This is a genomic window from Pontibacter sp. 13R65, assembly GCF_047525655.1.
Classification (GTDB): domain Bacteria; phylum Bacteroidota; class Bacteroidia; order Cytophagales; family Hymenobacteraceae; genus Pontibacter.
The window spans coordinates 250,028-275,994 of the sequence record NZ_JBLIQL010000006.1; the positions used below are offsets into that span (position 1 = coordinate 250,028).

Genomic DNA, 25,967 nt, shown 5'->3' on the forward strand with positions numbered 1-25,967 from the left:
CTAAAGTTCAGAAACTATGCGAAAATACATTATCGTAGCCAGTGCAGTGCTCGGCACCCTTAGCTTTGTCGCCTGCGACTCTGGCACTAACACCAATACGGAGCAACAAACCGCCAACGGCCAGGTAAACGAAGCCGTTGCAGGCGACATCGACTCCCTCACCGCTGAGAAGAGAGACATCATTCCTTTTATGGCGAAAGCTAGTCTGTTACAGATAGAAATGGGAAATCTGGCAGCAGAAAAAGGACAATCAGACCAGGTTAAACAATATGGTAAGCAAATGGCGGATCTCTATTCTTCTAAAAAAGGAGAATTGCATGACTTTGCCGGCACCTACGGAGTCTCACTCCCCGAATCACTGGATGAGGACCAGCAGAAAGAGATACAAAAACTCCGCGAAACAAAACCCGAAGAATTTGACATGGCTTATTGGGATAAAGCTATAGAAGCCCATAAAGACGCCGTTGATGAGTTTGACTCTAACCTGAAACCAGAAGACGAAGCTCTTGCAAACCCCTTCGGAGTTTGGGCTAGAAACACAAAAAAAGAGAAGCAGGCACAAATGGAGCAAGCTATGCGCTTTCGGCTAGAACAGAAAGATATCCTTAGAAAACGATCAGGCCTATAACCTGACACAAGGGCACGCATAATAAAATAATTTAGGCGTGCCCTTGTTTGTTTACAAGAGCTCCTTTAGCAATATCCAGGTATGTTCAGCTAGCAGTTTCTGCCCTTCTGCATTAGGATGGATGCCATCCGGTAGGTTCAGGTGGCGCATTCCTACTACTCCTTCGAGTAAAAAAGGAATAAAACGGATGTTGTTTTTAAGTGCAAGCTCCCTGAACAATACTCTAAACTCTGCCGCGTAACGCCCGGGCACAATATCCGGTATTTCCATGCCTGCCAAGATTATTTTAGCATCCAGGCATTTCTTCTTCACTTTGTTAATTATTTCCTGCAGGTTCTGGGAGGTTTCTCTAGCCGGAATACCGCGCAAGCCATCGTTCGCCCCAAGTGCCAGCACAAAAATATCGATAGGCTGATCCAACCATCTATCAATCCGATGCACACCTCCTGCAGTAGTATCTCCACTAAGCCCGGCATTTAGGACCTGGTAATCGTTATAGCCCTGCTCCCGCAGCCGTTGCTGAATAAGTGCAGGATAGGCCTGAGAAGTCATTAAGCCATACCCGGCCGTGAGGCTATCACCAAAAAACAAAATCCTTTTCATAATTCTCCTCCTCTACTCGCTCCTATTTTAATTTAAAGGTTCTTATTTAAAAAAGAGAGGGCCGATAAATGCCCTCTCTGGTAACTGTTGTACGTATTGTAACTGCTTTACCGCCTGCTGCCAAATAAAATTTAATTTTACTCAAAGAGTTTATTTTGCAGCTTTAGTTGCCGGAGCTTTTCATATTTTTCAACTGCTCACACGCTTGTAGCGAAGCCTGCTTTTGCCGCTCTACCGCCTGCCGGATATCAGCTGGCAATACATCCTCAGCAAGGGCCTCGTTATATGCTTTTTGCGCCCATTCTTCGCCGTATAGATTCGAATTGATAATCGCTTCTTCGTTGCTGCCTGTCAGCGTAGCTTTCAGGTCCATCCATTGTCGGTAAAATTTGCCTTTCAGGGTTGTATCTGTTTCTTTACTCCCTCCGTTGCTGCTTATGAGGTTGTTGAGCTCAGCGGCAAATTTCCGGCTCTGGCTCGACAACTCGCGGTAAAAGGAGGCATGGGCCGGTTCTTTTGTTTCTGTGGCCGCGTGCTCATAACCCTCTACCCTGTCAATTACAAATTCGGTAAGTTCCTGTAGTATCTGCACTACTGCTTCATCTGTTTTTTTCATAGCTATTGCATTAGTTTCCTCTCCTGGAAACGAAATTCCAGGATTATCGGTTATCTACTAACACACTTCCATACAATTGCCGTAAGCACCTCCGTTGCTGTTGCTACAACGGTTCCAAGGTTTGCAAGGCGTCAAACAGACAATCGCTAAAACCTGCCGCTGCTTTTGCAATGTGGCTACATTTATTTACATTACACCCTAATGCTCCTTTTTGATTGCCGCATATAATCTACGGCATCACTTTTGCGTATTACTAATAAGTTCAACTTACAAAACAGATGCTATCCTTGACAACCAGAATAAAAATATTGCTGTCAGTACTTGCTGTTATTCTTGTAACAGGCTCGTTTATACTCTACAGCAAAAACTATACGCCAGAAGGCAAGAACGAAATATTAATTCAGGCGCTGATGCAAGGCCTGAACAGTGTGCATTACCAGCCCGAAAAAGTAGATGATGCATTTTCTAAAAAAGTGTTTAACCTGTATCTGCAGCGACTTGACTACAACAAAAAGTTTTTACTAGAGCCAGATGTGGCTTTGCTGCGCAAGTACGAAACCCAAATCGACGATCAGCTGAAAATGGGCTCTTATGAGCTGTTTGACGTGTCGGCAGATTTAATAGAGAAACGCACCCAGGAGGCAGCCTCTTTTTACAAAGAACTACTTAATGCTCCTTTCGATTTCGAAAAAGAGGAATCGATAGAGCTGGATGGCAAGAAACTGGCTTATGCCAAAGATGCGGCTGCTCTGAAAGAAGCATGGCGCAAGCAGCTTAAGTACCAAACGCTGGTACAGCTAACTGGCTTGCAGGAGCGCCAGGATGCTGCCCTGAAAAGCGACCCTAAAACAGAGAAAAAATCTTTTGCTCAGCTCGAAGAGGAAGCCCGCAAAAAGGTGCTGAAATCTTACGACGAGCTATACAAGCGCCTGGGCAAAATAACCAGAGACGAGCGCCGCTCCACTTACATTAACGCCATTACTAACGTATACGACCCGCATACCAACTACCTGTTGCCTAAAGCCAAATCTCAGTTCGATGTAGAATTTACAGGTACCCTAGAAGGTATTGGTGCTTCGCTGCAGGAAAAAGACGGGCAGATAAAAGTAATGGAGATTGTACCTGGCAGCCCTTCTTACCGCCAGGGCGAACTGAAACCAGGTGATGCCATTGTAAAGGTGGCACAAGCCGAACAGGAGCCTGTGCTGGTAGAAGGCATGCGCCTGGACGATGCCATTCAGCTGATAAGAGGAAAGAAAGGCACAGAAGTCCGCCTGACTGTTAGAAAGCCCGATGGCAGCTCCAAAGTAATTCCGATTGTGCGCGACCTGATTATTATTGAAGAAACGTTTGCACAATCTGCTCTCATCGAAGATTCAAAGAAAATAGGCTATATCAACTTGCCTGGATTCTACGCCAACTTCGACCGTAAAGAAGGTGGCCGCAACAGCGGTGCCGATGTGAAGAAAGAAGTAGAAAAGCTGAAAGCAGCCGGTGCCGAAGGCTTGGTGCTGGACCTGCGTAACAATGGTGGTGGCTCTTTGGCAGATGCTATTGAGATGGCTGGCCTGTTTATAGACCAGGGCCCGGTTGTACAGGTTAAAACCAAATCAGGCAAAGTGGCAGTACTCGACGATCCGGGTCCGCAGGTGCAGTTTGGTGGCCCGTTGGTGGTATTGGTAAACGGCAACAGTGCTTCGGCCTCCGAAATTCTGGCAGCCGCTATGCAAGACTACAAACGCGCTGTAATTGTAGGTAGCCCAACGTACGGAAAAGGAACCGTGCAACAGTTCTTCGAGCTAGACGACGCGTTGTCATCTCAGTACGATGCCTTCAAACCATTTGGTGCCTTAAAGCTTACGACGCAAAAATTCTACAGAATAAATGGTGGAACCACACAGCTAAGAGGTGTTAGACCAGACGTTGAACTGCCAGATACATATAGCTACCTGGAAATGGGCGAGAAAGATCAGGAATACCCGCTGCCATTCGACGAGATTGCACCGGCCAAATATAAGCCCTGGACCAACAGCAAAATCAATATTGCGAAGATTCAGGCTAACAGCCGCAAGCGAATTGCCAGCAACGAGAGCTTTAATCTGATAGAAGAAAGCGCGAAACGCTTAAAGCAACTTTCCGACAATACTACCCGCTCGCTAAAGTATACTACCTATTTAGCAGAGGAGAAAAAAGCGGAAGCCGAAGCAAAACGATTTGAGGAAGCTCAGAAAGAAGTTCCGGTACTGCAAGTATCTCGGTTGCCACAAGATCTCAATGCGCTTAAAGGCGATACAGGTAAAGTTGCCCGCAACAATGCCTTCCTTAAATCGCTTAAAACAGATATATATGTAGAAGAAGCTGTTGCTATCATAAACAACGATCTGCTTTAAGATTATTTCTTCTGAAACAGGAAAGCCGACTACGCTGTAGCCGGCTTTTTTGTGTCTTTTGTTAATATCTAATCTCTGCTTTAAGCTGAAATTATTCTAATAAAACTGCCCTTCCAGAGGCATTTTTGTTCTCGCAAAGGCCAGGCCTGGATTTGGCAGGCTATAGGAATTAATGCATAGTCGGCAGCGCTACGGTGGCATTACAATCTGCCACACCTGAAGCAAGGTAGCAACTTAACAGCAGGCAGCCGATGAGGCAGCTGTATATTAAACAGCACCTGCCTTAGCCTTACGTTTGGCAACAAAGCCAGCCACATACACACCTAATGCCGCCACACCAGATAAGGTCATCAGGCCAAACACCGTGGCCCTTCTATTTAGAACAGACGGATCAAATTTTTGCCTTGTCTCTGCATTAGGCAACAGCGCCTGCGTTAACAGTTTACCTGTCATTACTGATAAGAGGGCCGTTACACCTACGGCAGCATGGGCTACCTGTTGGTTACCTGTCTTCAGGCCTGGAGTCATGGTTAAAAGTGAAGCACCTACAGCAGGTGGTATGAGCGCTGTTTTAGGTCTGTTCTCATTTAAAAAATAGCTGGCCACTCCTGCCCCTATCAGCACAGAAGCATGGATGTTGTTCATGAGATGCGGTTTGTCTATCATGGTTATCTTAGTTTACAGGTTGATGAATACGTGAAGCCCTCATACGAAAAGCAGGCATTTTACCTCCGGAAGGCCTTTTTCATTAGAATAATTTCTTACTTCTACCAGCTAGCTTCTAACCGTCAAGTGCACCAATTAAAAGGTGCAGCTACTCCTTCTGTTAACCTTCTGGCGTACTCATCTTGTTTACCTACTCTCACTCCGGCAGGTTACCTCCACATGTCAGAAAACTGTAAAACCAAGGCAGAAAAAAACAGGCTGCCTTTTATGAGGCAGCCTGTTTTCAGTTTAAAGTAGCATGTCAATGCTTTACTATTACAAGAGCTTACTGTTTGGTTAAACTGATTCAGAAGTAACTATAACAGAAAGCGCTTTGTCTTATTATGAGCTTACTGCTTCATAACCTTTGCCTGAAACAGCTCTTTTCCAGCTTCTACTTTTATAATAAACATCCCGTTTGGCGTGTTGGCTAATTTAGCGTTCAGCGATTTTTGTACGCTCTCCTGGCTTCCGGCTGCTTCAAATACCTTGCGTCCATCAACAGACCAGACAGACAGGCTAACTTTTGGCAAGGCTGCCACATGCTCCGGCAAGCTGAAACGCAGCTCCTGGTTACCGGCAGCAGGGTTCGGATACACCTGGAACATACCCTTGGCAGCCTCTGCTGTGCTGGTTACATTATTGTCGATAATGGTGAGGGTAAAGGTGCTGTTAGCAACCAAAATACCTAAATCGGTACTTACCCTTTCTATAAAGAAGTTGGCTACCTCCTCGCCTTCGGTCTGCGCATCATCTACAACCGTTACATCGAACTTCAAGCTTGTTTCGTTCGCAGGTACTGTTACCGTAACCTTACCTGAAGCTAAAGCAGGACTTGTTGTAAAGTCTGCCCCATTGGCAGTAGAAGTTTCAGAATTTAATGCCAGTGTAACCGTGTGGTCTTTTTGCTGCGCTTCAGACAGTGTTAGCGTAACCGCTGTGGGCACTGCTTCTCCTTCGGTGGCGGTAGCCGTAGCTGTTGTAAAGCTAACGGTAGGCGTGTTGGTAAAAGTAAAGCGGGCAGAAAGCGGCAGGTGGTCCGAGGTTGTTCTTCTGAAGCTGGGAATACTGGTCAGGAACTGGTTCTCGATTTTAATGGACTGGTCTACATACTCATCTGCCAAAGGGTTAGAGATAAGAATATGATCCAGGAAGCTTTGATAAGCACCAGAAGCATAGGTATAAGCGCCAGTAGTACTCAGGTCGTAGGTTATAGCCTTGTATTTTTCCGTATCATCTACAAAAACTTTGTAGGAAGAAGGTAAATTGTTTACTACAGATATATCTACATCATCATTAAAATCGCCTAGCAGCACCAGGTTCACATTCGGGTACTGCGCATCCAGAGAGTCTTTCAGCACTTTAACATCGTAGTCCCGCATGTTGTAACGAGACACATCCGTTCCGGAGTTGGCTCTTGCATGGATGTTTACCAGGTGAAGGCGTTGTGCCACTCCGTTCATCACAGCATCTACCTGAACCATATAAGGCAAACGGCCACTAGCCCAGAAGCTATCGCTGGAACTTGGATAGTTTGGCAGTGTTTGGCCAGCCAGAATATCCTGGTAAAGCTTGTTCAGAAGCACTTTCTCACTTTTTACAGTTACTACGTCTTCTTTATAAACAATGTAAAGCTTCTGCGGATCTAACGTACCGGAACCTTCTTTTTGAGAGTAAGAATATACCTCGGAGTTAACATAGTCATATCCTTCCATTTCGCCTACCAATTGTCTCATCAGGTCATCGTTCGAAACTTCCTGAAAGGCAAAGATATCAGCGTTTAGCGTCTGCATTACTTTCTTGGCATTCTGATACTGCAGTTCTACATCAGATGGGCCGGTAGAGCTGGAGCCAAACCACTCCATATTCCAGGTCACGATGTCGAGTGTATTATTTCTGGCGAGAGAAGAGCCGCTCAGACTTCCTTTTGTCTCCGTGTAGTCACCGCTGGTAAAGGTAAGGCTACCAGACAACACCAAGGCAGCTTCGGAAGGCACGAAACGGATAAAAACTGTCTGATCCTGAGCAGCCTCGGTGGCAGTATAAGTCAAAGATTTAACAAAGGTCTCACCGTCTTTTGAGATTTCGTAGTCACCTGCAACCGATACAACCACATCTTCGTCCTGCCCGATCCCTTTAAATGTAAAAGTTCTTGGTTCAGAAACATTCGGCATTTCCACCACACCGAAATCAAAATCGAGGTTGCTGGTAATAAAGATGTTTTCTGCATCTGTAACATCCACATCGTCTAAGGTCCAGCGGGCTGCCTGGTTTGCTTCTGCTTTAGAGGTATAAACAAAGGCAACATACACCTCGCCTTGTTTGTAGGCAGATAAGTCAACTGTGGAGAGGGTCCAGGCGTTTGCGTTTGCTTCCGGAAAATAGCCATTCAGTTCGGTCCAGGTAGCATCTTTGGGATTACCTGTTCCAGAGAAATCTGTTGACACCATCAGTTTCAGACCCGGGCCGTTAAATTCTGCACGGCTCCAGAATGTAAGCACAGGAGCGTGTTCAAAACCAGCAAGGTCAAGAACAGGTGAAATCAGCCAGTCTTCGTTTTCTCTGGCAGCACCGCTGTAGCCATTTATATTTACACCGTTTGTATTAACACCATCAGAGTTTGGCCGACCAAATGTGGTACAGTTCCAAACCTGTTCTCCGGTAACACTGTACTGCATCCAGCCACCAGGCATGTTAGTGACACCATTGGCGCAGTTATTAAAATTCTGGCTATAAGGGCTTACTCCTGTTGCCGAAACAGCTACAGATACCGGGTTAAACTCAGCACTAGAGTGTGTAATTGTTCCACTTAAAGGACCAACTACGGTGGCGCCTATCCGAACATATACCGTTTGGTTAGCAGCAAGCTCATCGGCAGCAAAAGTCAGTTCTTTGGCAAAACCTCCTGTTTCTGATTTAGAAATCTCAAAATCGCCGGCAACCGTTACTGTTACAGGCGAAGAAATATTTCTGGGAGCTAAAACATAAGAGGTTGTGGCAGTGCTTCCGGTAACTACATCGCCCAAAGCAACCGAGTTCGGAGCAGTAAGGCCTGGTTCTGTACTTGAAGAAGACGCAAATGAAACCTTTATGTCATCTATTGCCAGCGCTTGGGCAAAAGAAGTGGTTGCTCCAGAAGTTACAGAATAGCTCCAGGCCAGGTAAAAGTCAGAACCGGCAGGTATCTCAATCTCCAGTTTCTGGTTGTCAATCCGTTTAACATCTCCGGGAGCTACAGCATAACCTTCTGTAACCTCATCGGCAGGAAAACTAGTCGCAAAATTGCTACCCGCGGATGTCCAGGAGGTACCGTTTAAAGAATAGTACAGCTGCACCGAATAACCGGCAGCATTTGTTCCTCTTCTGTACTTTTCTATGGTATAAGAAATGTCTAATCCCTCAATGCTTACAGCATCTTCGTTCCTAAAATGAGCATACAGGTTTCCGGATTTTGTTGCAGAACCTGAAGAAAGAAACCCAATAGCTTGATCGGTACCTTCAGTTCCTGCAAAGTTATAGATCCCATTTCCTGCATTGCTTGCCATGTTAGCACCACCTGCTCTTTCAGTTGCAGTGACAACAGCGGCTTCTCCAAAAGGCACAACCGTTCTGACCGTGCCACTTTTAGAAACTTTCCAACCTGAAGGGAGGGTTGCAGTGGCTGTTCTGCCTATAGTATTAAAATTTTCTTCCTGCGTGCTACCATTTTTTACCAGTATTTGCCCCAGAGCATCACTGCTCCCCAGGCAACAACCGAGAAGTGCAAGCGCACCAAGCTTTTGTAAATGTCTAAACATTATTAAGATCGTTTAAGTGAAGAATATGAAAGAAATTGTATACTATAAAATAGCCAAGCCTTTGTGAAGCCAATTTTTGACGCTGCCAATTGCTTGAAAAGGAACCCGACATAAACCTTTTACAGCCAAGCAGACCAGCTAACTTGGCATTATAATCAGGAGCTACAAAAATACAAAAGCAGCCGCAGCCATAGGTTAAGAGAACATTAACAATAGTATATTTATTATATTATTTGGTAAACTAGGCATGAGCTAGATAGAAGGTTACATAATACTGCACCCACAAAATATAAGGAAAAACAAAAGATTGTTAACATTTTTGCAGAATACGAGATGTTTTATAAGCACCTTGTAACAAAATTTTTTCTTTTCAGCACATCACATTCTAATTCACACAACTGACAGAAATTGAATTAATACAATACTAAAATCATTCTCAACCTCTTGCTGTAGCTACTTAACTGCTGCTCCCTCAACCTTAAATATTGCCCGTGAGAATCCTCTCTTCACACCAATATCACATAGCTCTTACACGATTCGGGATGTTGTTCTATCAAATTATTCCAATGAAAAAGCCCTTCCGGAGCTTTTCGTACTAAATCTTGTCCAGGGCTTGTTCGATATCCCGAATCAGGTAATCTGCGTCTTCCAAGCCAACATAAAAGCGCACTAGGTTAAACGGCAGTGTCGGCTTAAGCTTACCCGAAGCATAAGAAGCCGCAATCGGGAATATAAGCGACTCATGCCCACCCCAAGAGGCCGCCATCAGGAAGTGCTGCAGGCTGTTACAGAAAAGCTCTACTTTCTGGATATCATCCGTTTTCAGGAGAATAGAAAACTGGCCTGTATTGTTGCGGAGCTGCTTTTGTGCCAGTTCATACTGCGGGTGCGAAGGCAGAAACGGAAACAACACCCGCTCCACCTTGGCATGCCTCTCCAGCCAAGCCACCACATGGCGAGTGGTTTCGGCTACACGAGCCATGCGCACAGGCAAAGTCCGCAGCCCTCGCAGCAGCAGCCAGGCATCGTGCGGCGAAAGCACAGCGCCAAGGGTCATAAACTCTGAGGCAAAAGTCCGGTTGATCATTTCTCTGCTGCCACACACTATCCCGCCCATGGTGTCGGAATGGCCGCCAATGTATTTTGTTGCAGAGTGCAGCACCATATCTACACCCATAGCAAGCGGATTCTGGTTTATGGGACTGGCAAAGCTGTTGTCGATAATGGTTATGAGGCCGTATTCTTTGGCTATGGCCACTACTGCTTCAATATCCTGAAGCTCAAAAGTATAGGAGTTGGGACTTTCCAGATACAGGACCTTGGTATTTGGTCTGATGGCCTGCCGGTACTGGTCGGCCAGAGTGCCATCTACCATGCTTACCTCTACTCCAAAGCGAGGCAAAAACTGCCGCATCAGCGCGTTGGTCCATGAGTAGGGCTTCTTTACGCTGACTACATGATCTCCAGCCCTTACCTGCGACAAGACGGCTGCCGAAACGGCTGCCATACCACTTCCAAAAGCAATGGCATGTTCTGCACCTTCTAAAGCTGCAATTTTTATTTCCAGCATAGTTACGGTTGGGTTATTTCCGCGCGTGTAGAGGGTGGCTTCTGGTTCATGCAGCATCTTTTGCCGCAGATCCTCCACCGTGCTGCTGGCAAAATTACTGGTTTGAATAATGGGTGGTGCCACAGCGCTAAAGTAACGCTCCCGCTCCTCTCCCAGCTCATTTATAATGTACGAAATATCCATACCTTTCTTAGAGAGTACTATATTGTAGTACATACTTTTCATTACAGCTCCGGGTTTTACAAATAGGTATATTCTTATATACAACTACTTCCTTTATAAGGGAAAATCTTAAAAATATATTACTAATATTTTTAGTATTAACTAACCATATAACTGATTTACAATACAATACACTTGTTTTATTTAGCTAATTTTTTTAGTTTTAATGCAACTAAGATAGCTTACCTTTTGTTAAATTAGTATGAAAGAGAAAGAAGAAAATAATATCATTTCCTTATTTCCAGAAGAGCCGAAACAGCTGGATAAGGAATGGCAGAAGTCAATTCCGGCTCAGGTTTTTCTGAACTACTTCTTCGCCATAAACTACCATATAAAGAACTATGATGCAGGAGGGCTAGAGCATGTTCCTTACTTTAGAGAGGTACCTGCCCAGCTTCCTGAACAAGATATAGAAGCAGTAAAGCAGTTGCTCCTGAAAAGCTGGAACACAGAATATGCCATGCGTGCTACTGCTGAGCTTGGAGATGAGGCTTACATTCGGAATGCCCTGCACTGGACGTTTCCGCAAGCTTACTACACGGTTTTTGCCGGTTTGCAGGCCTTTTTATATACCCGCCAGATAAAGTCAGGCAACGAAGGGCTGCTGATGCGGGAGGCCGGGCGGCTGGTCGTTAAAAACGCGTATCCGCAGCCAATTGGTTTTTATGCAGCCGGCCACTACGACGATTTTAATGTGAGGCGCCTGCCTTTGGCGCATTATAAGCCAGGTTTGCAAATGGCCGGAAAAGAGTTGGAGGCGCAGTCACAGATAGGGCAGTTTTTGCGTACTACCCGTCGCATTAAGGCTAAACTAGTAAGGCAACAGGTGCAGGCAAATCCGACAACAGCTATCAGAAGCAATCGCACAGGCGAAGTACTGCAAAAATTTGGTCCACAGCACTGGCAGCAGCTTACCTGGCGCCTGGGCTATACTACTGTTTTCGACCTGCTATCGAGGCTGCGCATTTCGTCATCGCACCGCGAGATTGAGCGGTTTGTGCAGTCTGGCATCGACTTTAAATTGTTTCATGAGTCGCTGCTGGAGATAGTGAGCTACCTCAACGGTATTCATGAGTGTTATGTGGCGCAGGCAATGGGGCTGCAGCAATACGAAGCCTTTGTGCAGCAACTGCCCGTGTACCTGCAACAGTCTTTCGCAACAGCACGATTGGAGCAGAAGGTGCGCCCACTCCTGCAAAACACAACAGCAGGCATGAGCGTGGCAGCTTAAAAAGAAGCTATAAGTGTTGTTACCGCCCTTGTCTGGTTAATCCAGACAAGGGCATTTTTGTGTAGTTGCCTTATACCATCGCAGCCAGAGAAGCTGGCTCAATTACTAAAATAAGTTAAATTACTCTAATAAAAATGGCCTTCCGGAGGCAAAAAGCCTCTAGGCATTTCATGGTGAGCAACTAAAAATTTTAAAGCGAATCAGCGGCAGAGACTGTTAATGCAGCATCAAGAAGAGGAAGAGGTTACAAACTTACCCATCTGGACCTCATTTACTGTAATCCTTTTCTCCATAGCAGCAAGCCTGATGGCTGTTTGAACATGATGCGCCAACTCCGGGGTTTGGATGGCACTTGTCCGCATTGTAACCAACTGGCCGTCTTTCTTGCAAAAAACTACCTGATGGCGCGAGATGTTTACACTCGCTACATCTTGCCAGAGCAGACTTTGCTCCTTGCCATAAAGGGTTACCCGAAACCTGATCTGGTCGGGGCTCATCGAAAAAAAAGCCTCTTTTAAAGGAATTTTGTCGAGGCCAATACACAGAAAAGCCACGCCTGCCGACACAACTGAGGCAGCGGCCAAACCCCAGCCCAGGCGGCCTTCTTCTCGAATCCATATCTCATTAGTTAAGGCGTAGGCTCCCCCTGTTAAGAAGAAAAGTCCCGACCTTGAAAAGAACAGCTTGGTCTTATCCAGCTGTTTGTGGGGGTAAAGGTTTATATACATATGTTAGTTAAAAGCAACCTAAACCACAACCATAATGTCTTTTCGCCTTGCAATCTTTTTTAACTTTCTTTTAGCCTGTTGCAGAACAGTCGGACTTTGAATTTTATCTAATCCAATTTCATGTTGCTCATCGTTTTTGAGCACAAACAAAAGTCGCTCCTGCTCAAAACGAATCACATCCACCTCTTCCCATTCGAACTCCTGTTCCTTTTGCTGAAGAAAAGTACGGTAGCGCACACCACCAGATGTCAAAGTAAAATGTAACCGGTACTGTGGCCTGTACTGGTACCATAAATGCTTGCAGAAATAAGCAGCAAAAAATAAATTCGACATAAAAATAAGCAAGCCTACCAGAAAGCCGTTGGAATAAGCCAGGTAAAGCAGCAGAATCAAATTAACAGCCACGGCAGCAAATATGGCAAGAGTTAAACGCTGCTCTGCTTTCGGCTCCAGCGTATAGGCATTCTCAAACAGTTTTAAGCTAAAGTTCGCCATACCCTCGGATTTTGATTAGAATTAAACATACGTAGAAAAAAACAATTTTCAAAACACTTGCGCTCTAAAGAAACAACTTAAGTTAAAGCCTACCTCTGCTAGTATACTACACTCCTTTCTACTGGGTTTAGGTCAGAAATTGCCAAAAGCAAGCTTTAAAGCCGTTGCAAGCACTTACGGATCAACTGTTGCAGCAGGGGGCACAAACAAATAGAGCTGCTATAGAGCCAGATCATTCTCTTTTTTTTCCTATATTAACTTTTTGTAAAAAATGACTTCATGCGTCTTAAATTATCTATAGTATTAGCAGGTTTTGCTATGATAGTTTCCTGCAGGCAACAACCACAGCAAAGCAGCACGCCTGCCCCGGCTCCAAACAAGTTTCATGATTCTGAACTGATAACTCTCTACACGTTGCAGGATGAGCGGAACACGGCTAAACTGCTCCCCTACCTGAACCACGCCACGCCACAAGTAAGACAGGAAGCAGCATTGGCTTTTGCCTCGGTACAGGATACATTGGCGCTGCCGCCCCTACTCGCTATGCTCTCCGATACTACCACAGCGGTTCGTGCAGCTGCTGCCTATGCCATTGGCCAAATAGGTCACCAGAAAGCAGAATCGGAAATTATGCTGCACATGGCGCACGAAGCGCAACCTACAGTACAGGCTGCACTTTTGGAGACGCTTGGCAAAGTGGCCACTACTGCCGGCGTAGAGTACCTGGCCACTTACCCAGCGTTGAACACCACAGCCCAAGCCGGGCAGGCATGGGGACTGTACCGCGCAGGGCTGCGGCAGCAGCACAGCATCAGAACGACCGTAAAGGCAGTACAGTTGCTCTCGCTTAATCACACAAATGAGGTAAGGCTGGCAGCGGCACACTACCTGGCCCGTACCCCCCGAATAGATCTTACCCAGTTCCGGAAACCAATTCTGAATGCCGCCACCTCCGACGAAGCCCCTGAAGTACGTATGGCACTCGCACAAGCAATGGCCAAAGTCAGAACCCGCGACAAAGCCAGTTTTTTATCAGGCATTGCCCAGAGCGACCCCGATTACCGGGTTCGCCTTAATGCAATTCGCTCTATGGCAGGTATAGAAGATTTTGAGGAAATAAAGACTGCCGTGCTGGCTGCCTTACAAGACAAAAGCATACAGGTTGCGGTTGCTACGGCAGAGTTTCTGCAGGCCAATGCACGGTATGTTAATGCAGCCGCATTACAAAAGCCCCTTAGCCTGGTAAAAGATGAACGCGTGAAGGCAGGCCTTATGTGGGTAATGCTGCACAACAGCGTGGTAAAAAGCAGGCTTAGTAGCCAGTATAAGCAACTCTACAGCACCACACAAAACCCATATGCCAAGGCGCACCTGCTCAAAGCTCTTTCAGCAGATTATAACAACTTCCACTTTATAGCCTCCGAGATTTTTGCCGCACCACAGCCTGTAGTGGCTACTTACGGGCTGGAGGCATTGGCATCTATGCGCCAGCAACCCGACTTTCCGCAGAGGCTGGAGCAGGAGTTTGCGGCCCTGTTTAAAAAAGCTGTTTCCTCAGGCGATGTGGCCCTCACAGGCATAGCGGCAGGTGTCATCCGCGATCCGAAGCTTCATTTCAGGGAAGCCTACACCGACTACAGCTTTCTAAAGCAGGCGCAACAAAAACTGCAGCTCCCCCGCGACATGGAAACCAATATAGAACTGCAAAAGACGATTGACTTCCTGAGTGGCAAAACCACTACACAAACTCCTCAAAATCCTTTTACACACCCTATTAACTGGCAGCTGGTTAAATCCATTGCTGCAGACCAACAGGTGCTCATAAAAACAGGTAAAGGAGACATACTGCTACAGTTGTTGGTTGAGGATGCCCCGGGCTCTGTGGCCAACTTTGTAGAGCTTACGCAAAAGGCCTTTTTTAATGGACTAAGCTTCCATAGGGTGGTTCCGAACTTTGTGGTGCAGGGTGGCGATAAGCGTGGCGACGGCTGGGGCAGCTCCGACTATTCTATCAGGTCTGAGTTTGCTCCTTTAAGCTTTAGGGAAGGCTTTGTAGGCATGGCCTCAGCAGGCAAAGACACCGAAAGCAACCAATGGTTTATCACGCACTCTCCTGCTCCGCACTTAGATGGCCGCTATACCATTTTTGCTAAAGTGGTGCAAGGCATGGAGGTTGTGCATCAATTGGTGGTGGGAGATGTCATGCTTAGTGTGGAACTGGTTCGGGAATAGGTAATGACACTAGGGCTTACATGGGTGCAGAAACCTCCGGAAGGGCAATTTCATTTAAATAATTTAATAGCAGGTTTGCGCGATCGGTCAAGAGGTTTGCGGAATCTGTCATAAATGAATTGTCCTATCTGCCAGACCTTTGTAAGGTACTAATTAGACAAAGACATGGCACAGGCAAAACATCATTATTTGGTTCTTGGAGCAACAGGCAGCATCGGTTATGCCTTTACCCAGGAATTGCTGGCACAGCAGGAACAGGTTACCCTGCTGGTTAGAAACATCCGGAAAGCCCATAAACTATTTGGTGCCCACCCCACATTAAAAATAGTAGAGGGCGACGCCAATAACCTCCAACTCCTGAAAGAGCTGGGAGCCGGCGTTACTCATATTTTCCATGGCATTAATTACCCATACCCTGAGTGGCAAGGTAACATGCACAGGGTAACAGGCAACATTATAGAAGCAGCCGCTGTCTCTAAGGCCACCATTCTTTTTCCGGGGAATATTTACAACTATGGCCTCACCAAAAACATTACCGAAAGCAGCCCCCAAGCTCCCTGCTCCCGAAAAGGCAGAATTAGGGCGGAGCTGGAACAGATGCTGCAAAAGGCTGCCGAGGCCGGCACTTGCCAGGTCATAAACGTCCGCCTCCCCGATTTTTGGGGGCCCAATGTAGTAAACGAGGGCATAGCACCCATTTTTAAAGGAGCATTAGCAGGCAAAGCAATGCCCTGGCTTATCCGGAATGATATACCGCACCAACTTGTGTACACACCCGATGCAGCGGCGGCCATTTATCAGCTGTCTAAGCTGCCACAGGAGGGGCCATATGCACTTTATAATTTCGCGGGGGAAGTTGTTCCTTCTATAAAGGCATGGCAGGAGCAGATTGCCACTGTGGCAGGTAGCCAACCTAAACACCGCCTCTATGGCAAAAGGCTCGTCAATATGCTTAGCCTGGCTATGCCCCTAATGAAAGAAATAAAAGAAATGGCTTACCTCTGGGACAATACTCTCCTCCTTCACGACAACAAACTTCGCCAGGCTCTACCCCAGTTAAACCTTACGCCCATGCCGAAGGCCATCGCTGAAACATTAGACTGGTTCCGTGCAAACCAGCAGGCGTAGCATTAAAAAAGGTCCTGCCAACAGAAGTGCTTCTGCTGCCAGGACCTTTTTTAATGTCTTACTTACTACGAAAAAGCTTAGAGCAGCTGAAGTCCTTTAGACCCCAGGTACATGCCAACGGCCATAATCACGCAGGAGCTAATAACCCCTAAACTTATAGCCAAAAAGGCTTTCTTGCGATCAATCTTTAACACATTGGCCGCTATTGTTCCCATATAGGCACCTGTTCCAGGCAACGGAATCATTACAAAAAGCATTAGCCCCCAGAAACCATATTTCTGATTATCGGCACCTACACCTCTTTTTGCCCGCTTCGACAATTTAACCACGCTTTTGCGGTACATACGGTTTGGCCAGAATTTCTGGTTAAAAGTGTCAATCAACCACATAAAAATTGGGAAGATTAACAAATTGGCTATTAAACCAATTAAAAATGCCCAGCCAATATGAACATCGTTCAGAATGGCATACGGAATGCCTGCACGCGCTTCGCCAAAAGGCGACATGCTTAGCAGAAAGGCAATGAAGAGTACTTCAAACATGGATTCTTTAAAAGAAAAGCAAAGTTCAATATATTCGCTAACAAAATTCGTGCTAATTCTAAAATAAATAATTGCTTCATCCGAAAAAATAACACGATACAGGGACGGCACATCACGCTCCCTCTCCGAGAGAGGAGCTCAGACAGAACATATCCGGAAGCAATTGTAGTTCAATACCTATGGGCTTTCACAAAATAAACAAGGAGTTGCAGCGCTGAACTGATTTTGTGTAAGGAGCAGAGGAGCTAGGCAAGTGTATTGCGCTGCCGGTACTGGGCAGGCGGAAGTCCGGTCCACTTTTTAAAGGAGCGGGAGAAGACGCTGGGTTCTGAAAATCCTAACAGGTAAGCAATATCAGAGATAGTGTTTTGGTTATCGAGAAGGTGTTTTAGCGCCATTTCTTTCCGGACTTCGTCGAGCAGGGCTTGGTACGTTACACCTTCCTCTCTCAATTTATTTTGCAGACTGCGCACACTCATGGCCAGATTCCGCGATACCATGTTAACGCTTGGTTCCTCTCCTTTCAGAAGCTGTGTGATTTCGCGCTGTACCCGCTCCCGCACAGTTTTAGGCTCTTTCAGTTTCTGCAGGTACTCCTGCGCATACTTCTCGAAAACAAGATTCAGCTCCTGGTTCGCCGTTACCACTGGTAGTTGCAGGCAGGTGGCATCGAGCACAAAACCACTGTGAGGCGCACCAAAAACCAACCTTGCCGGCGAAAAGAGTCGTTCGTGTGTAGCAATGTTTTGCGGCTTCGGGTACACAAACAAAACCTCCTGCAGCGGCACCGCTTGCCCCACCAGCGCCTCAAAAGCATGTTTATAGATTACAAGTTCGCAATCGAGCGCATGACGCGGGTTCTCCAGAAAAGAGCTGATTACCTGCAGTTTTACGAGAGCCTGCTTTCCCTGCACCTCCAGGCTCGTCCGGATGGCTTCACACACAATGTCCTGGTAGCGGCACAGCTTCAGCAACGACTCGTGCAGTGTGGCAGCATTCATCATTACATAAGCAATAATGCCTGCCGAAGTAGGATTAACGGCCTCGCCTACATGCAGCGCCAGGTCAGGATCGTGTGTGGCGGCAATGGCAGCCGACCAAAGAGCCTGCATGCGCTCCACAGGCACCCGCCCATTTATGTCCTGCAGCTGCGCCATGTTCAGCCCTGCCTGCTGGCAAAGCAAGTCAGTATCTGCCCCTTTGAGGCGGAGCACGTGCAGGAGCAGGTTTACGGATGGGGCGCTGAGGGTGTGAATTTCTTGATCCATGGTAGCAGTAGCAGTTATGCTAAGATAATAAAAAATACCTGAGTCAGGCGCAGCAATAGTATAGCTGGTGATATCTTTATAATTTGCCTTTTTACTTATAACTATGGCAACAGAGGCAGACCTCGACGAATTAACCGGGAAAGAAGTGACCAAAGCCTACGCACTACTCGACCCGGAAACCAACTGGATTGTGAACACGGTCTTTCAGGTAGAAGATAGCTTTTTGGTTTTAACGATAGACCCCGAACAGGACGAAATACTGATTGCCGTACACACGGCAGCCACCTTAGCTACTGCCGTACCACACGATCAGCTCCTGCAAAAGCCTATTGCCAACCAGAAAAAAAGCATCGCCTACATCTGGCGGCTTATAAACCAACGAGGCTACCAGGATGGTGTTCAGATTGAGTTCGACGATTTTCATCGGCTAAATGTGCAGATAATGGCAGAAGGTTCGCGCCTGCTGCTCACTGTGTTTAACAGGACCTAAGGCTTATTACCCTGAAAATACCTCTGGAAGGCCGTTTTCATTAGAAGAATTAAAGTTGTTGCTTACTAATTGTTAAATGGTTTGCGGTAAGTTATAACTCATAACCTTTAACTCTTCATTCTCCACGCGTTCCGATTCCTGAAAGCTTAAGAAAGGGGCTGTATTTTCCTGAAAGAACAGTGTTTTTTGGCACCTGCACTTACTTCTGGCAAACAATAAGCAATTAAGTATTTAAAAGCTCCCGAATATTTATCAATTTTACAGCTTGTTTATAAAACCACCATTAGCAGATATAGCATGCAACTGAGCGAACAGGAACTACGCAGACGCCATGAGCGCGAAGAGCTGGAGAAATTAGGTATTAACCCTTACCCATCTGAGCTTTTTGAAGTTACTGCCACAGCCAAAGAGATAAAGCAAAATTTCGATAAAGAGCAGAACAATTACCAGGAAGTAAGCCTGGCTGGCCGACTGATGAGCCGCCGCATTATGGGCAAAGCCTCTTTTGCGGAGCTTATGGATAGCTCTGGCCGCATCCAGATCTACGTATCGCGCGACGATATTGCACCCGGCGATAACAAAGACCTGTACAACACGGTGTTCAAAAAGATGCTGGATATCGGCGACTTTATCGGAATTAAAGGATATGCTTTTGTAACGCAAGTAGGCGAGATTTCGGTGCACGTAACAGAACTGAAGCTGCTCACCAAGTCGCTGAAGCCGCTGCCTATTGTGAAGCGTGAGATCGATGAGAACGGAAAAGAGATTGTACACGATGGTTTTACGGACCCTGAACTGCGTTACCGCCAGCGATACGTAGACCTGATCGTGAACCCGCACGTGCGCGAAACCTTTAGGAAGCGTACGCAGCTGGTAAATACTATGCGCAGCTTCCTGAATGACAAAGGCTACCTGGAAGTAGAAACACCTATTCTGCAGCCATTGTACGGTGGTGCCGCTGCCCGCCCTTTTAAGACGCACCACAACACCCTGGACATGACGCTGTACCTGCGCATTGCCAACGAGCTGTACCTCAAGCGCCTGATTGTAGGTGGCTTTGATGGTGTGTTTGAGTTTGCCAAAGACTTCCGCAACGAAGGCATGAGCCGCTTCCACAATCCAGAGTTTACGCAGGTTGAACTTTATGTCGCCTACAAAGACTATAACTGGATGATGGATTTGGTAGAAGAGATGGTGGAGAAGGTAGCACTTGCCCTGCATGGCCAAACGCAGGTGCAGGTAGGCGAAAATACTATTGATTTCCAGCGCCCCTGGAAACGCTTTACCATGTTCGAAGCCATTGAGCACTTCACTAAAATAGATATTTCGGAGATGGAGGAGCCGGAGCTGCGCGCCACCGCCGAAAAATTAGGCATCAAGGTAGATCCTAAATTAGGTAAAGGCAAGATCATCGACGAGATTTTCGGAGAGACGTGCGAGCCAAACCTGATTCAGCCAACTTTTATTACTGATTATCCGGTAGAAATGAGCCCGTTGGCCAAAAAGCACCGCAGCAAGCCAGGTTTGGTAGAGCGTTTCGAAGCCATTTGCAACGGCAAGGAAATCTGCAACGCCTTCTCTGAGCTAAACGACCCGATAGACCAGCGCGCCCGCTTTGAGGAGCAACTGGAACTTGGTAAACGTGGCGACACGGAAGCCATGGTACTGGACGAAGATTTTCTGCGTGCTTTAGAATACGGTATGCCACCAACGGCTGGTTTAGGCATTGGCATAGATCGTTTGTCTATGATCATGACCAACTCCCACTCTATACAGGATGTGCTGTTCTTCCCACAGATGAAACCAGAAAAATCAGAAGAATAAGCCAGAAATTACACTTTGTATAAAAAAGAAAAGGCTTGCTGTATACAGCAAGCCTTTTCTTTTTTTACTGAGAAATGCTATTTCAGCATGCCTGGCAAACCTGTACTGTTTCCTTCTCCTTCTCTTACAATAGCGCCGCTGCTACGGGTGTTCACCATAGTGTCGTGGTGCGTGTTTAAGTCTTCGTATGGGCTTCTATGCACTTTAGTTTTATCTTGCTTGGCGGCTGTCCAGCTATTCAATCTTTCTTTGGTGCTGGTAAAGGAGCTACTTACCTGCGATCCAAACCTAGAGGCCGTGTCGGCAACTTTTTTACGGGCATCTCTTCCTTTTTCAGGCGCTAACAGCATACCTGCTAATACGCCAACACTCGCACCAGCCAGTAGGCCTACTGCCAGTTTTGCAGCACCATTGCTGGAATTATTATCCATGTCAGGAGTTGTTTCTCTTTGCTTCATCTGGCGAACAGATGAGTTTGTGAAGTTACCTTTAGATTCTCCTAATGTTCTGCATTCCATTTGTGTCTTCATTTAAGTAGGTTTGATTAATTGTGTATCGGTTTAACTAATTATAAACGGCAGGTAGCCGCTAAAGTTGAACCTAATTCTCAAACTCCTGAAAGCAAGAAGGTTCCTACCCAAAAATGAGCAGGAACCTCCTTCAGAAACAAGCTCTTACATAACCCGGTCTGGCTACAGCTTAGGCTGTAAAAGGTCGGAGTTGGAAAAATATGTTTCAGTTAAAATATAGACCTTGCCTTTACAAAAGTAAAGGTAGCTTATTGGTTAGAACCACCTGGTCTAGATCCGGCACCAGAAGTAGAGCTTCCGCCAGAAGTAGAACCTCCACCAGAAGAAGAACCTCCACCAGTAGTAGAGCTTCCGCCAGAAGTTGAGCCAGTAGAACCGGCACCACTTGCAGAACCAGCAGACGAACCAGTAGAGCCTGAACCAGAAGATTTATCTGATGAAGTTTTAGAGTCATCACCTTCAGAACCGTTCATGGCAGACGCTTTTTTGTTCAGGTTGTCCATTACGCCACTGCTCATGTTCTTGATTTCGTCTAAGCTTGTCTGCAGATTTTTCTCAAGATCACTGCTCAGTTTATTAGCCCATTTTTTTACGCTAGTTCTGGTAGCTTCTCCTGTGTCAGGGGCCATCAATAAGCCTGCTACAACACCTGCGCTGGCACCAGCCAACAAAGCTAATATGATCTTTCCGCTATTGTCTTTCATAGTAATTAATAATTAAAGTTGGTTATGTTTTCGATTTCAATATTAACTCTCTGTTTCCTCTAACGATCAAATATAGTATTATGTTATAGCTATATACAAAATATTAAAGATATAATATATTTAGCTAAAACACCTATCCTTGAGTGAGTTCAGGAAGTGTAAAAGTGATACTATAAATCAGAAATGAGTTTTACTATATCGTCTTTCGTTTTACCAAGTTTACGCTGTAAACGGCCAAACAATTCATCTTCTTTACCTTCTACGTATGTTAGATCGTCATCAGTAAGGTCGGCATAGTTTTGCTTCAACTGGCCCTTCACATCGTCCCAGGAGCCACGCATTGTCAGGCTGCTGCCTGTGTCGGTAACATTGCTATTCTCCAGGCTGTCCATCCAGCGCTTAACAGTTCGCTCTATGTCTTCGCCTGCTTTTGTGAGGCTGCGTTTTAAGCTACTGCGGGTAGTCTGGCCATTATCAGGAGCCATCAGAATTCCAGTAACAATACCAAGTCCTAAACCAGCAGCAGTTGCCAATAAGATTTTTCCTTTGTCGTCGTTCATATTAATTAAATTTGGGTTAAAGTAAAGTTGTTACGTGTTAACTCTTGCATAGCACAAAGCTGCAGGCATAAGAGCAAACAGTGCTAATTGCACGTCTTTAAGTTTCAATACGGCAGTAGCATTAGTTAGTTAAATAAACGCAACTTTTTAAAAGCTTTATTTTTAACGCTTTAGCAGCAAAAAGACTGATTATTAACCACTTTGTATATAAAAACCCTAATTTTTAATACTATGAGAAAATTTTGTATGGCTGCCTTTTTCGCACTTAGCACCGCCATGTTCTCCTGCAAAAATGCTGAACCTGCTTGTATAGACTCCACCAAGGCAAACCCTGACCAGGCTTGTACAATGCAATACGACCCGGTTTGCGGCTGCGACGGAAAAACCTATGGCAATGCCTGCGAAGCCGACAGAACCGGTGTAACTTCTTACCAGCCAGGAGCCTGCCCTGAGTAAGGTAGTAATTGTGTAAAGTGTTGATGACTAATGAGGCAATTTACAGGTGGTTGATGTAGAGGAGGAGAAAGAAAAATCTTGAACGAGTGAACGGGCGACTATCTTATTTTTCCTTTAAAAAGGACCTGGTGTCTTTACGCCCTATGCTTTGTGTCTTGTAAAAACCCTCTGGAAGGCCATTTTCATTAGAATAATTTGCAGTGCACTGCATGCTAATACTCTATAAAAAGGAAGAGCTTCTGATCTGCACCAGAAGCTCTTCCTTTTATAATTTAATAGATATTTGCTATTGCATCAATACATCAGCATATCAGCACTTGGAGACTATTTACTGATCAATTCTACAATCTCTTCTGAAATACCCATGCTCGAGAAACCTCCATCGTGCATCAGGTTCTGCATAGTAACCATTTTGGTAAGGTCAGAGAAAAGAGTAATGCAATAGTCGGCGCAAGCCTCGGCAGAAGCATTGCCTAGTGGCGACATTTTATCGGCATAATCATAAAACGCATCGAAACCGCCTACACCTGTACCAGCTGTTGTTTTGGTTGGAGACTGCGAAATAGTATTAACACGAACCTTTTTCTGGCGGCCTAAACGGTAGCCATAGTTACGGGCTATAGATTCCAGCACCGCTTTTGCCTGCGACATGTCTGTATAATCAGGGAAAACACGCTGGGCTGCAATATAAGAAAGGGCTACAATAGATCCCCACTCGTTCATTGCATCCTGCTTTTCGGCTACGTGCATTACTTTGTGGAAAGAAAGTGCCGAAATATCAAGCGTTTTCAGGAACCACTCGTAGTTCAGGTCACCATAAGTTTTGCCTTTACGAATGTTCGGGCTCATGCCGATAGAGTGCAGCACGAAATCTATTTTGCCGCCTAAAATCTCCTGCGCTTTAGTAAACAGATTTTCCAGATCTTCTACAGACGTAGCATCAGCCGGAATAATTTCTGCATTACACTCTTCAGCCAGTTTTTTGATCTCGCCCATACGCATAGCAAGGGGAGCATTGGTCAGCACAAACTCAGCACCTTCTTCTTTGGCACGCTTTGCTACTTTCCAGGCGATTGACTTTTCGTCCAGCGCGCCAAAAATGATTCCTTTTTTTCCTTTTAGTATATTATAGGACATATCGTTATTATATTTTTTGTTGCTGTTGTGTAAAAAACCGGCTCTATCGGAAATCAGGGAGCAATTTAGTAATATCTCTTCAGACTATGTCTAAAATTCGGCTTTGCCACTTAAAATTGTGTGTACGGGCCTCGCGCCACCTATAGCGAGAGTAGCTCCTTGGCACTCTGGAATGCATTAGAGCTTGGGTTTGCACCGGCTATCATATGAGCAATTTCGTTTACGCGCTCTTCGTTGCTGAGCCTTTTAATGCGGCTCACCGTACGGTCTTCGCGGTCGTGTTTATATACAAAATAATGGTAATCACCTTGTGCGGCAATCTGGGGCAAATGCGAAATGGCAATAATCTGGTGCTTCTGCGCCATCTGCTGCATCATCTTACCCACTTTCACAGCCACCTCTCCAGATATACCAGTATCTATTTCGTCGAAAACGATAGTTGGCAGCGCGGTTTTATCGGCTAGCATGTATTTAATGCTCAACATCAGACGCGAGAATTCACCACCCGATGCCGCTTTTACCAGGCTTTGGGGAGCAGATCCTTTGTTGGCGCTGAACAGAATACTGATCTCATCGGTACCTGTGGCAGTCGGAGCAGTTACCTTGTGCTGAATAACGATGCGCGCGTTAGGCATTCCGAGCTCCGCCAACAGAGTGTACAGCTCTTCTTCGAACCTATTAAAAACTGATTTGCGACGCTCCGAAAGAATCTGTGCTTTTTGCAGCACCTCTTTCTCGGCTGCTACCATCGCCTTCTGTGTTTCAGCAATTACAGCATCCAGGTTGAGCACGCTTTTCACTTTCTCCTCCAGTTCTTTTTGAATGGCTAAGAGGTCGGAGATGGTTTTAGCCTGGTGCTTACGCTGGAGCGTATAAATCAGGTTCAGGCGTTCCTGCACTTCTATGGCTCGTTCAGGATCTGCTTCTGTTTTACGCTCTGCATCTTCGAGTTCGCCAGCAATATCCTGCAGCTCTATCATGCAGCTTTCGGTGCGGCTGCGCAATTCTTCATAAGTATCCGAAAATTGCGCCAGCTGCCCAATCAGATAGGCTGTATCTTTCAGAGCAGAAGTAATGTTAAACTCAGATTCGGTCAAGTACTGCACTGCCTGCGACAGCTTCAGTTTAATGTCTTCGGCGTTTTCCAGTTGCTTTAGCTCGGCCTCCAGTGATTCTTGCTCTTCAGCCTCCAGGCGTGCTTCATCCAGTTCATTTAACAAAAACGTGTGGTAGTCCAACTCCTTCTGCGACTGCGCCAACTGGTTCTCTAACCGGGTAAACTCCGACTCCAGCTTTCGGTAGTGGCGGTAGGCGGTATGGTAAGCTTTCAGGTAAGAAGAGTTACCTGCGTAAATATCCAATGAGGTATTTCCAGCATACACGTCCAGAATATCGAGCTGGTAACTTGTATCGCCGAGCTGGAGCGTATCGTGCTGCGAGTGTATGTCCATCAGGTTATCGCCAATGGTCCTGATTACATCGAGCGTAACCGGTGTATCGTTTACAAAGGCGCGCGATTTACCACTAGGGCTTATCTCGCGTCGCAAAATGCATTGGTTATCAAAGTCGAGGTCTTCGGCTGCAAAGATTTCCTGCAGGTTGTAAGACGAAATATCGAACACGCCCTCAATCACACATTTTTCGCCTTGGTTAAACAGCAGTTTGCTATCGGCACGGTTGCCCATAAGCAGGCCGATAGCGCCCAACATAATAGATTTACCGGCACCTGTTTCACCAGTAATAATATTAAGCACAGGCGATGGTGTCATCTCCAGTTGCTCAATAAGGGCATAATTTTTTATTTTAAGATCTATCAGCATAAGCTAAAATGCCGCTTCTTTATCGTAGATAATTTCTTTTATTTGTTGCACCGGCAACACACGCCGTTCAAAGCATCGGTCCCACAGCTCCACATTTACGGAATCTATGGTGCGCAACTTCCCCTGCAGCACTACATTGGTTTGCAGCACCACCTGCACCACAGGCTGCAGAAGCAGTTCCTGCACCTGTGCCTGTATGTCTCTGTTAAAAACACGAGTTTGTCGTTTTCCCATAAATAGTTACGCTCTACAGCCACATGGTTTGGCCCACGTGAAGATACGTGCTTTACA

Annotated in this window: 23 protein-coding genes; 8 read left to right on the plus strand and 15 right to left on the minus strand. The window is 46.0% G+C overall.

All coding sequences use genetic code 11. From position 1 onward, the window contains the following. The first annotated feature begins 16 nt into the window (after nucleotides 1-16). A complete protein-coding gene (locus ACMA1I_RS10175; RefSeq protein WP_337068212.1) occupies nucleotides 17-628 on the plus strand; it encodes a DUF4142 domain-containing protein in 612 nt (203 codons plus the stop codon). Nucleotides 629-679: 51 nt separating this feature from the next. Here the strand turns inward: ACMA1I_RS10175 and ACMA1I_RS10180 are convergent, their stop codons facing one another. Both ACMA1I_RS10180 and ACMA1I_RS10185 read right to left on the minus strand, forming a co-directional pair. Next, nucleotides 680-1,231, minus strand: a complete 552-nt coding sequence (locus tag ACMA1I_RS10180) for an arylesterase (protein WP_337068213.1) — start codon at nucleotides 1,229-1,231, stop codon at nucleotides 680-682. A gap of 163 nt (nucleotides 1,232-1,394) precedes the next feature. Beyond that, nucleotides 1,395-1,847 (minus strand): PA2169 family four-helix-bundle protein, encoded by a 453-nt coding sequence (locus ACMA1I_RS10185; RefSeq protein ID WP_337068214.1) that lies wholly within the window; start codon nucleotides 1,845-1,847, stop codon nucleotides 1,395-1,397. Nucleotides 1,848-2,155: 308 nt separating this feature from the next. Here ACMA1I_RS10185 and ACMA1I_RS10190 point away from each other — a divergent pair, with 308 nt between their 5' ends. Beyond that, the gene (locus ACMA1I_RS10190; RefSeq protein WP_414703896.1) at nucleotides 2,156-4,237 is read left to right on the plus strand and encodes a carboxy terminal-processing peptidase; all 2,082 of its coding nucleotides are present in this window, start codon (nucleotides 2,156-2,158) and stop codon (nucleotides 4,235-4,237) included. Between the two features lie 267 nt (nucleotides 4,238-4,504). Here the strand turns inward: ACMA1I_RS10190 and ACMA1I_RS10195 are convergent, their stop codons facing one another. The 3 genes from ACMA1I_RS10195 to ACMA1I_RS10205 form a co-directional block, all read right to left on the minus strand. Then, nucleotides 4,505-4,903: a hypothetical protein gene (locus ACMA1I_RS10195; protein WP_337068216.1), complete on the minus strand. Its 399-nt coding sequence runs from the start codon at nucleotides 4,901-4,903 to the stop codon at nucleotides 4,505-4,507. A gap of 389 nt (nucleotides 4,904-5,292) precedes the next feature. Further along, a complete protein-coding gene (locus ACMA1I_RS10200; protein WP_337068217.1) occupies nucleotides 5,293-8,739 on the minus strand; it encodes a T9SS-dependent choice-of-anchor J family protein in 3,447 nt (1,148 codons plus the stop codon). Nucleotides 8,740-9,334: 595 nt separating this feature from the next. Further along, complete coding sequence (locus ACMA1I_RS10205; protein WP_414703897.1) at nucleotides 9,335-10,525, minus strand: trans-sulfuration enzyme family protein; 1,191 nt, start codon at nucleotides 10,523-10,525, stop codon at nucleotides 9,335-9,337. 208 nt (nucleotides 10,526-10,733) lie between these two features. Between ACMA1I_RS10205 and ACMA1I_RS10210 the strand changes: the two genes are divergently transcribed. Then, nucleotides 10,734-11,762, plus strand: coding sequence for a hypothetical protein (locus ACMA1I_RS10210; RefSeq protein WP_337068219.1), 1,029 nt, complete (start codon nucleotides 10,734-10,736; stop codon nucleotides 11,760-11,762). A 227-nt stretch (nucleotides 11,763-11,989) separates the two neighbouring features. Here ACMA1I_RS10210 and ACMA1I_RS10215 read toward each other — a convergent pair whose 3' ends face one another. Then, on the minus strand, nucleotides 11,990-12,490 hold the full coding sequence (locus ACMA1I_RS10215) for a hypothetical protein (RefSeq protein WP_337068220.1): 501 nt from the start codon (nucleotides 12,488-12,490) through the stop codon (nucleotides 11,990-11,992). Nucleotides 12,491-12,508: 18 nt separating this feature from the next. Further along, nucleotides 12,509-12,985: a hypothetical protein gene (locus tag ACMA1I_RS10220; protein WP_337068221.1), complete on the minus strand. Its 477-nt coding sequence runs from the start codon at nucleotides 12,983-12,985 to the stop codon at nucleotides 12,509-12,511. A gap of 318 nt (nucleotides 12,986-13,303) precedes the next feature. Here ACMA1I_RS10220 and ACMA1I_RS10225 point away from each other — a divergent pair, with 318 nt between their 5' ends. Together ACMA1I_RS10225 and ACMA1I_RS10230 are read left to right on the plus strand one after the other, a co-directional pair. Then, nucleotides 13,304-15,217, plus strand: coding sequence for a peptidylprolyl isomerase (locus tag ACMA1I_RS10225; RefSeq protein ID WP_414703898.1), 1,914 nt, complete (start codon nucleotides 13,304-13,306; stop codon nucleotides 15,215-15,217). Nucleotides 15,218-15,382: 165 nt separating this feature from the next. Continuing rightward, nucleotides 15,383-16,345, plus strand: a complete 963-nt coding sequence (locus ACMA1I_RS10230; RefSeq protein WP_337068223.1) for an NAD-dependent epimerase/dehydratase family protein — start codon at nucleotides 15,383-15,385, stop codon at nucleotides 16,343-16,345. A gap of 77 nt (nucleotides 16,346-16,422) precedes the next feature. Here ACMA1I_RS10230 and ACMA1I_RS10235 read toward each other — a convergent pair whose 3' ends face one another. Both ACMA1I_RS10235 and ACMA1I_RS10240 read right to left on the minus strand, forming a co-directional pair. After that, entirely contained in the window at nucleotides 16,423-16,887 is a 465-nt protein-coding gene (locus tag ACMA1I_RS10235; RefSeq protein ID WP_337068224.1) for a small multi-drug export protein, read from the minus strand. A gap of 245 nt (nucleotides 16,888-17,132) precedes the next feature. After that, nucleotides 17,133-18,155, minus strand: coding sequence for an AraC family transcriptional regulator (locus ACMA1I_RS10240; protein WP_337068225.1), 1,023 nt, complete (start codon nucleotides 18,153-18,155; stop codon nucleotides 17,133-17,135). 103 nt (nucleotides 18,156-18,258) lie between these two features. Between ACMA1I_RS10240 and ACMA1I_RS10245 the strand changes: the two genes are divergently transcribed. Together ACMA1I_RS10245 and lysS are read left to right on the plus strand one after the other, a co-directional pair. Further along, entirely contained in the window at nucleotides 18,259-18,645 is a 387-nt protein-coding gene (locus tag ACMA1I_RS10245) for a DUF6334 family protein (protein ID WP_337068226.1), read from the plus strand. A gap of 297 nt (nucleotides 18,646-18,942) precedes the next feature. Then, a complete protein-coding gene (lysS, locus tag ACMA1I_RS10250; protein ID WP_337068227.1) occupies nucleotides 18,943-20,469 on the plus strand; it encodes a lysine--tRNA ligase in 1,527 nt (508 codons plus the stop codon). A gap of 77 nt (nucleotides 20,470-20,546) precedes the next feature. Here the strand turns inward: lysS and ACMA1I_RS10255 are convergent, their stop codons facing one another. The 3 genes from ACMA1I_RS10255 to ACMA1I_RS10265 form a co-directional block, all read right to left on the minus strand. Next, on the minus strand, nucleotides 20,547-20,999 hold the full coding sequence (locus tag ACMA1I_RS10255) for a YtxH domain-containing protein (protein ID WP_337068228.1): 453 nt from the start codon (nucleotides 20,997-20,999) through the stop codon (nucleotides 20,547-20,549). Nucleotides 21,000-21,247: 248 nt separating this feature from the next. Continuing rightward, the gene (locus tag ACMA1I_RS10260; protein WP_337068229.1) at nucleotides 21,248-21,703 is read right to left on the minus strand and encodes a YtxH domain-containing protein; all 456 of its coding nucleotides are present in this window, start codon (nucleotides 21,701-21,703) and stop codon (nucleotides 21,248-21,250) included. Between the two features lie 170 nt (nucleotides 21,704-21,873). Then, the gene (locus ACMA1I_RS10265) at nucleotides 21,874-22,263 is read right to left on the minus strand and encodes a CsbD family protein (RefSeq protein WP_337068230.1); all 390 of its coding nucleotides are present in this window, start codon (nucleotides 22,261-22,263) and stop codon (nucleotides 21,874-21,876) included. 231 nt (nucleotides 22,264-22,494) lie between these two features. On the opposite strand from ACMA1I_RS10265, the gene ACMA1I_RS10270 reads away from it, so the two are divergent. Beyond that, nucleotides 22,495-22,719: a Kazal-type serine protease inhibitor family protein gene (locus ACMA1I_RS10270; protein WP_337068231.1), complete on the plus strand. Its 225-nt coding sequence runs from the start codon at nucleotides 22,495-22,497 to the stop codon at nucleotides 22,717-22,719. A gap of 324 nt (nucleotides 22,720-23,043) precedes the next feature. On the opposite strand, the gene ACMA1I_RS10275 is transcribed toward ACMA1I_RS10270, so the two are convergent. The 3 genes from ACMA1I_RS10275 to ACMA1I_RS10285 form a co-directional block, all read right to left on the minus strand. Beyond that, nucleotides 23,044-23,856 carry an enoyl-ACP reductase gene (locus ACMA1I_RS10275; protein ID WP_337068232.1) on the minus strand — a complete coding sequence of 271 codons (813 nt, stop codon included), beginning with the start codon at nucleotides 23,854-23,856 and terminating at the stop codon, nucleotides 23,044-23,046. A gap of 140 nt (nucleotides 23,857-23,996) precedes the next feature. Next, a complete protein-coding gene (gene recN / locus ACMA1I_RS10280) occupies nucleotides 23,997-25,676 on the minus strand; it encodes a DNA repair protein RecN (protein ID WP_337068233.1) in 1,680 nt (559 codons plus the stop codon). 3 nt (nucleotides 25,677-25,679) lie between these two features. Further along, nucleotides 25,680-25,910 (minus strand): hypothetical protein, encoded by a 231-nt coding sequence (locus ACMA1I_RS10285; RefSeq protein WP_337068234.1) that lies wholly within the window; start codon nucleotides 25,908-25,910, stop codon nucleotides 25,680-25,682. Between the last annotated feature and the right edge of the window lie 57 nt (nucleotides 25,911-25,967).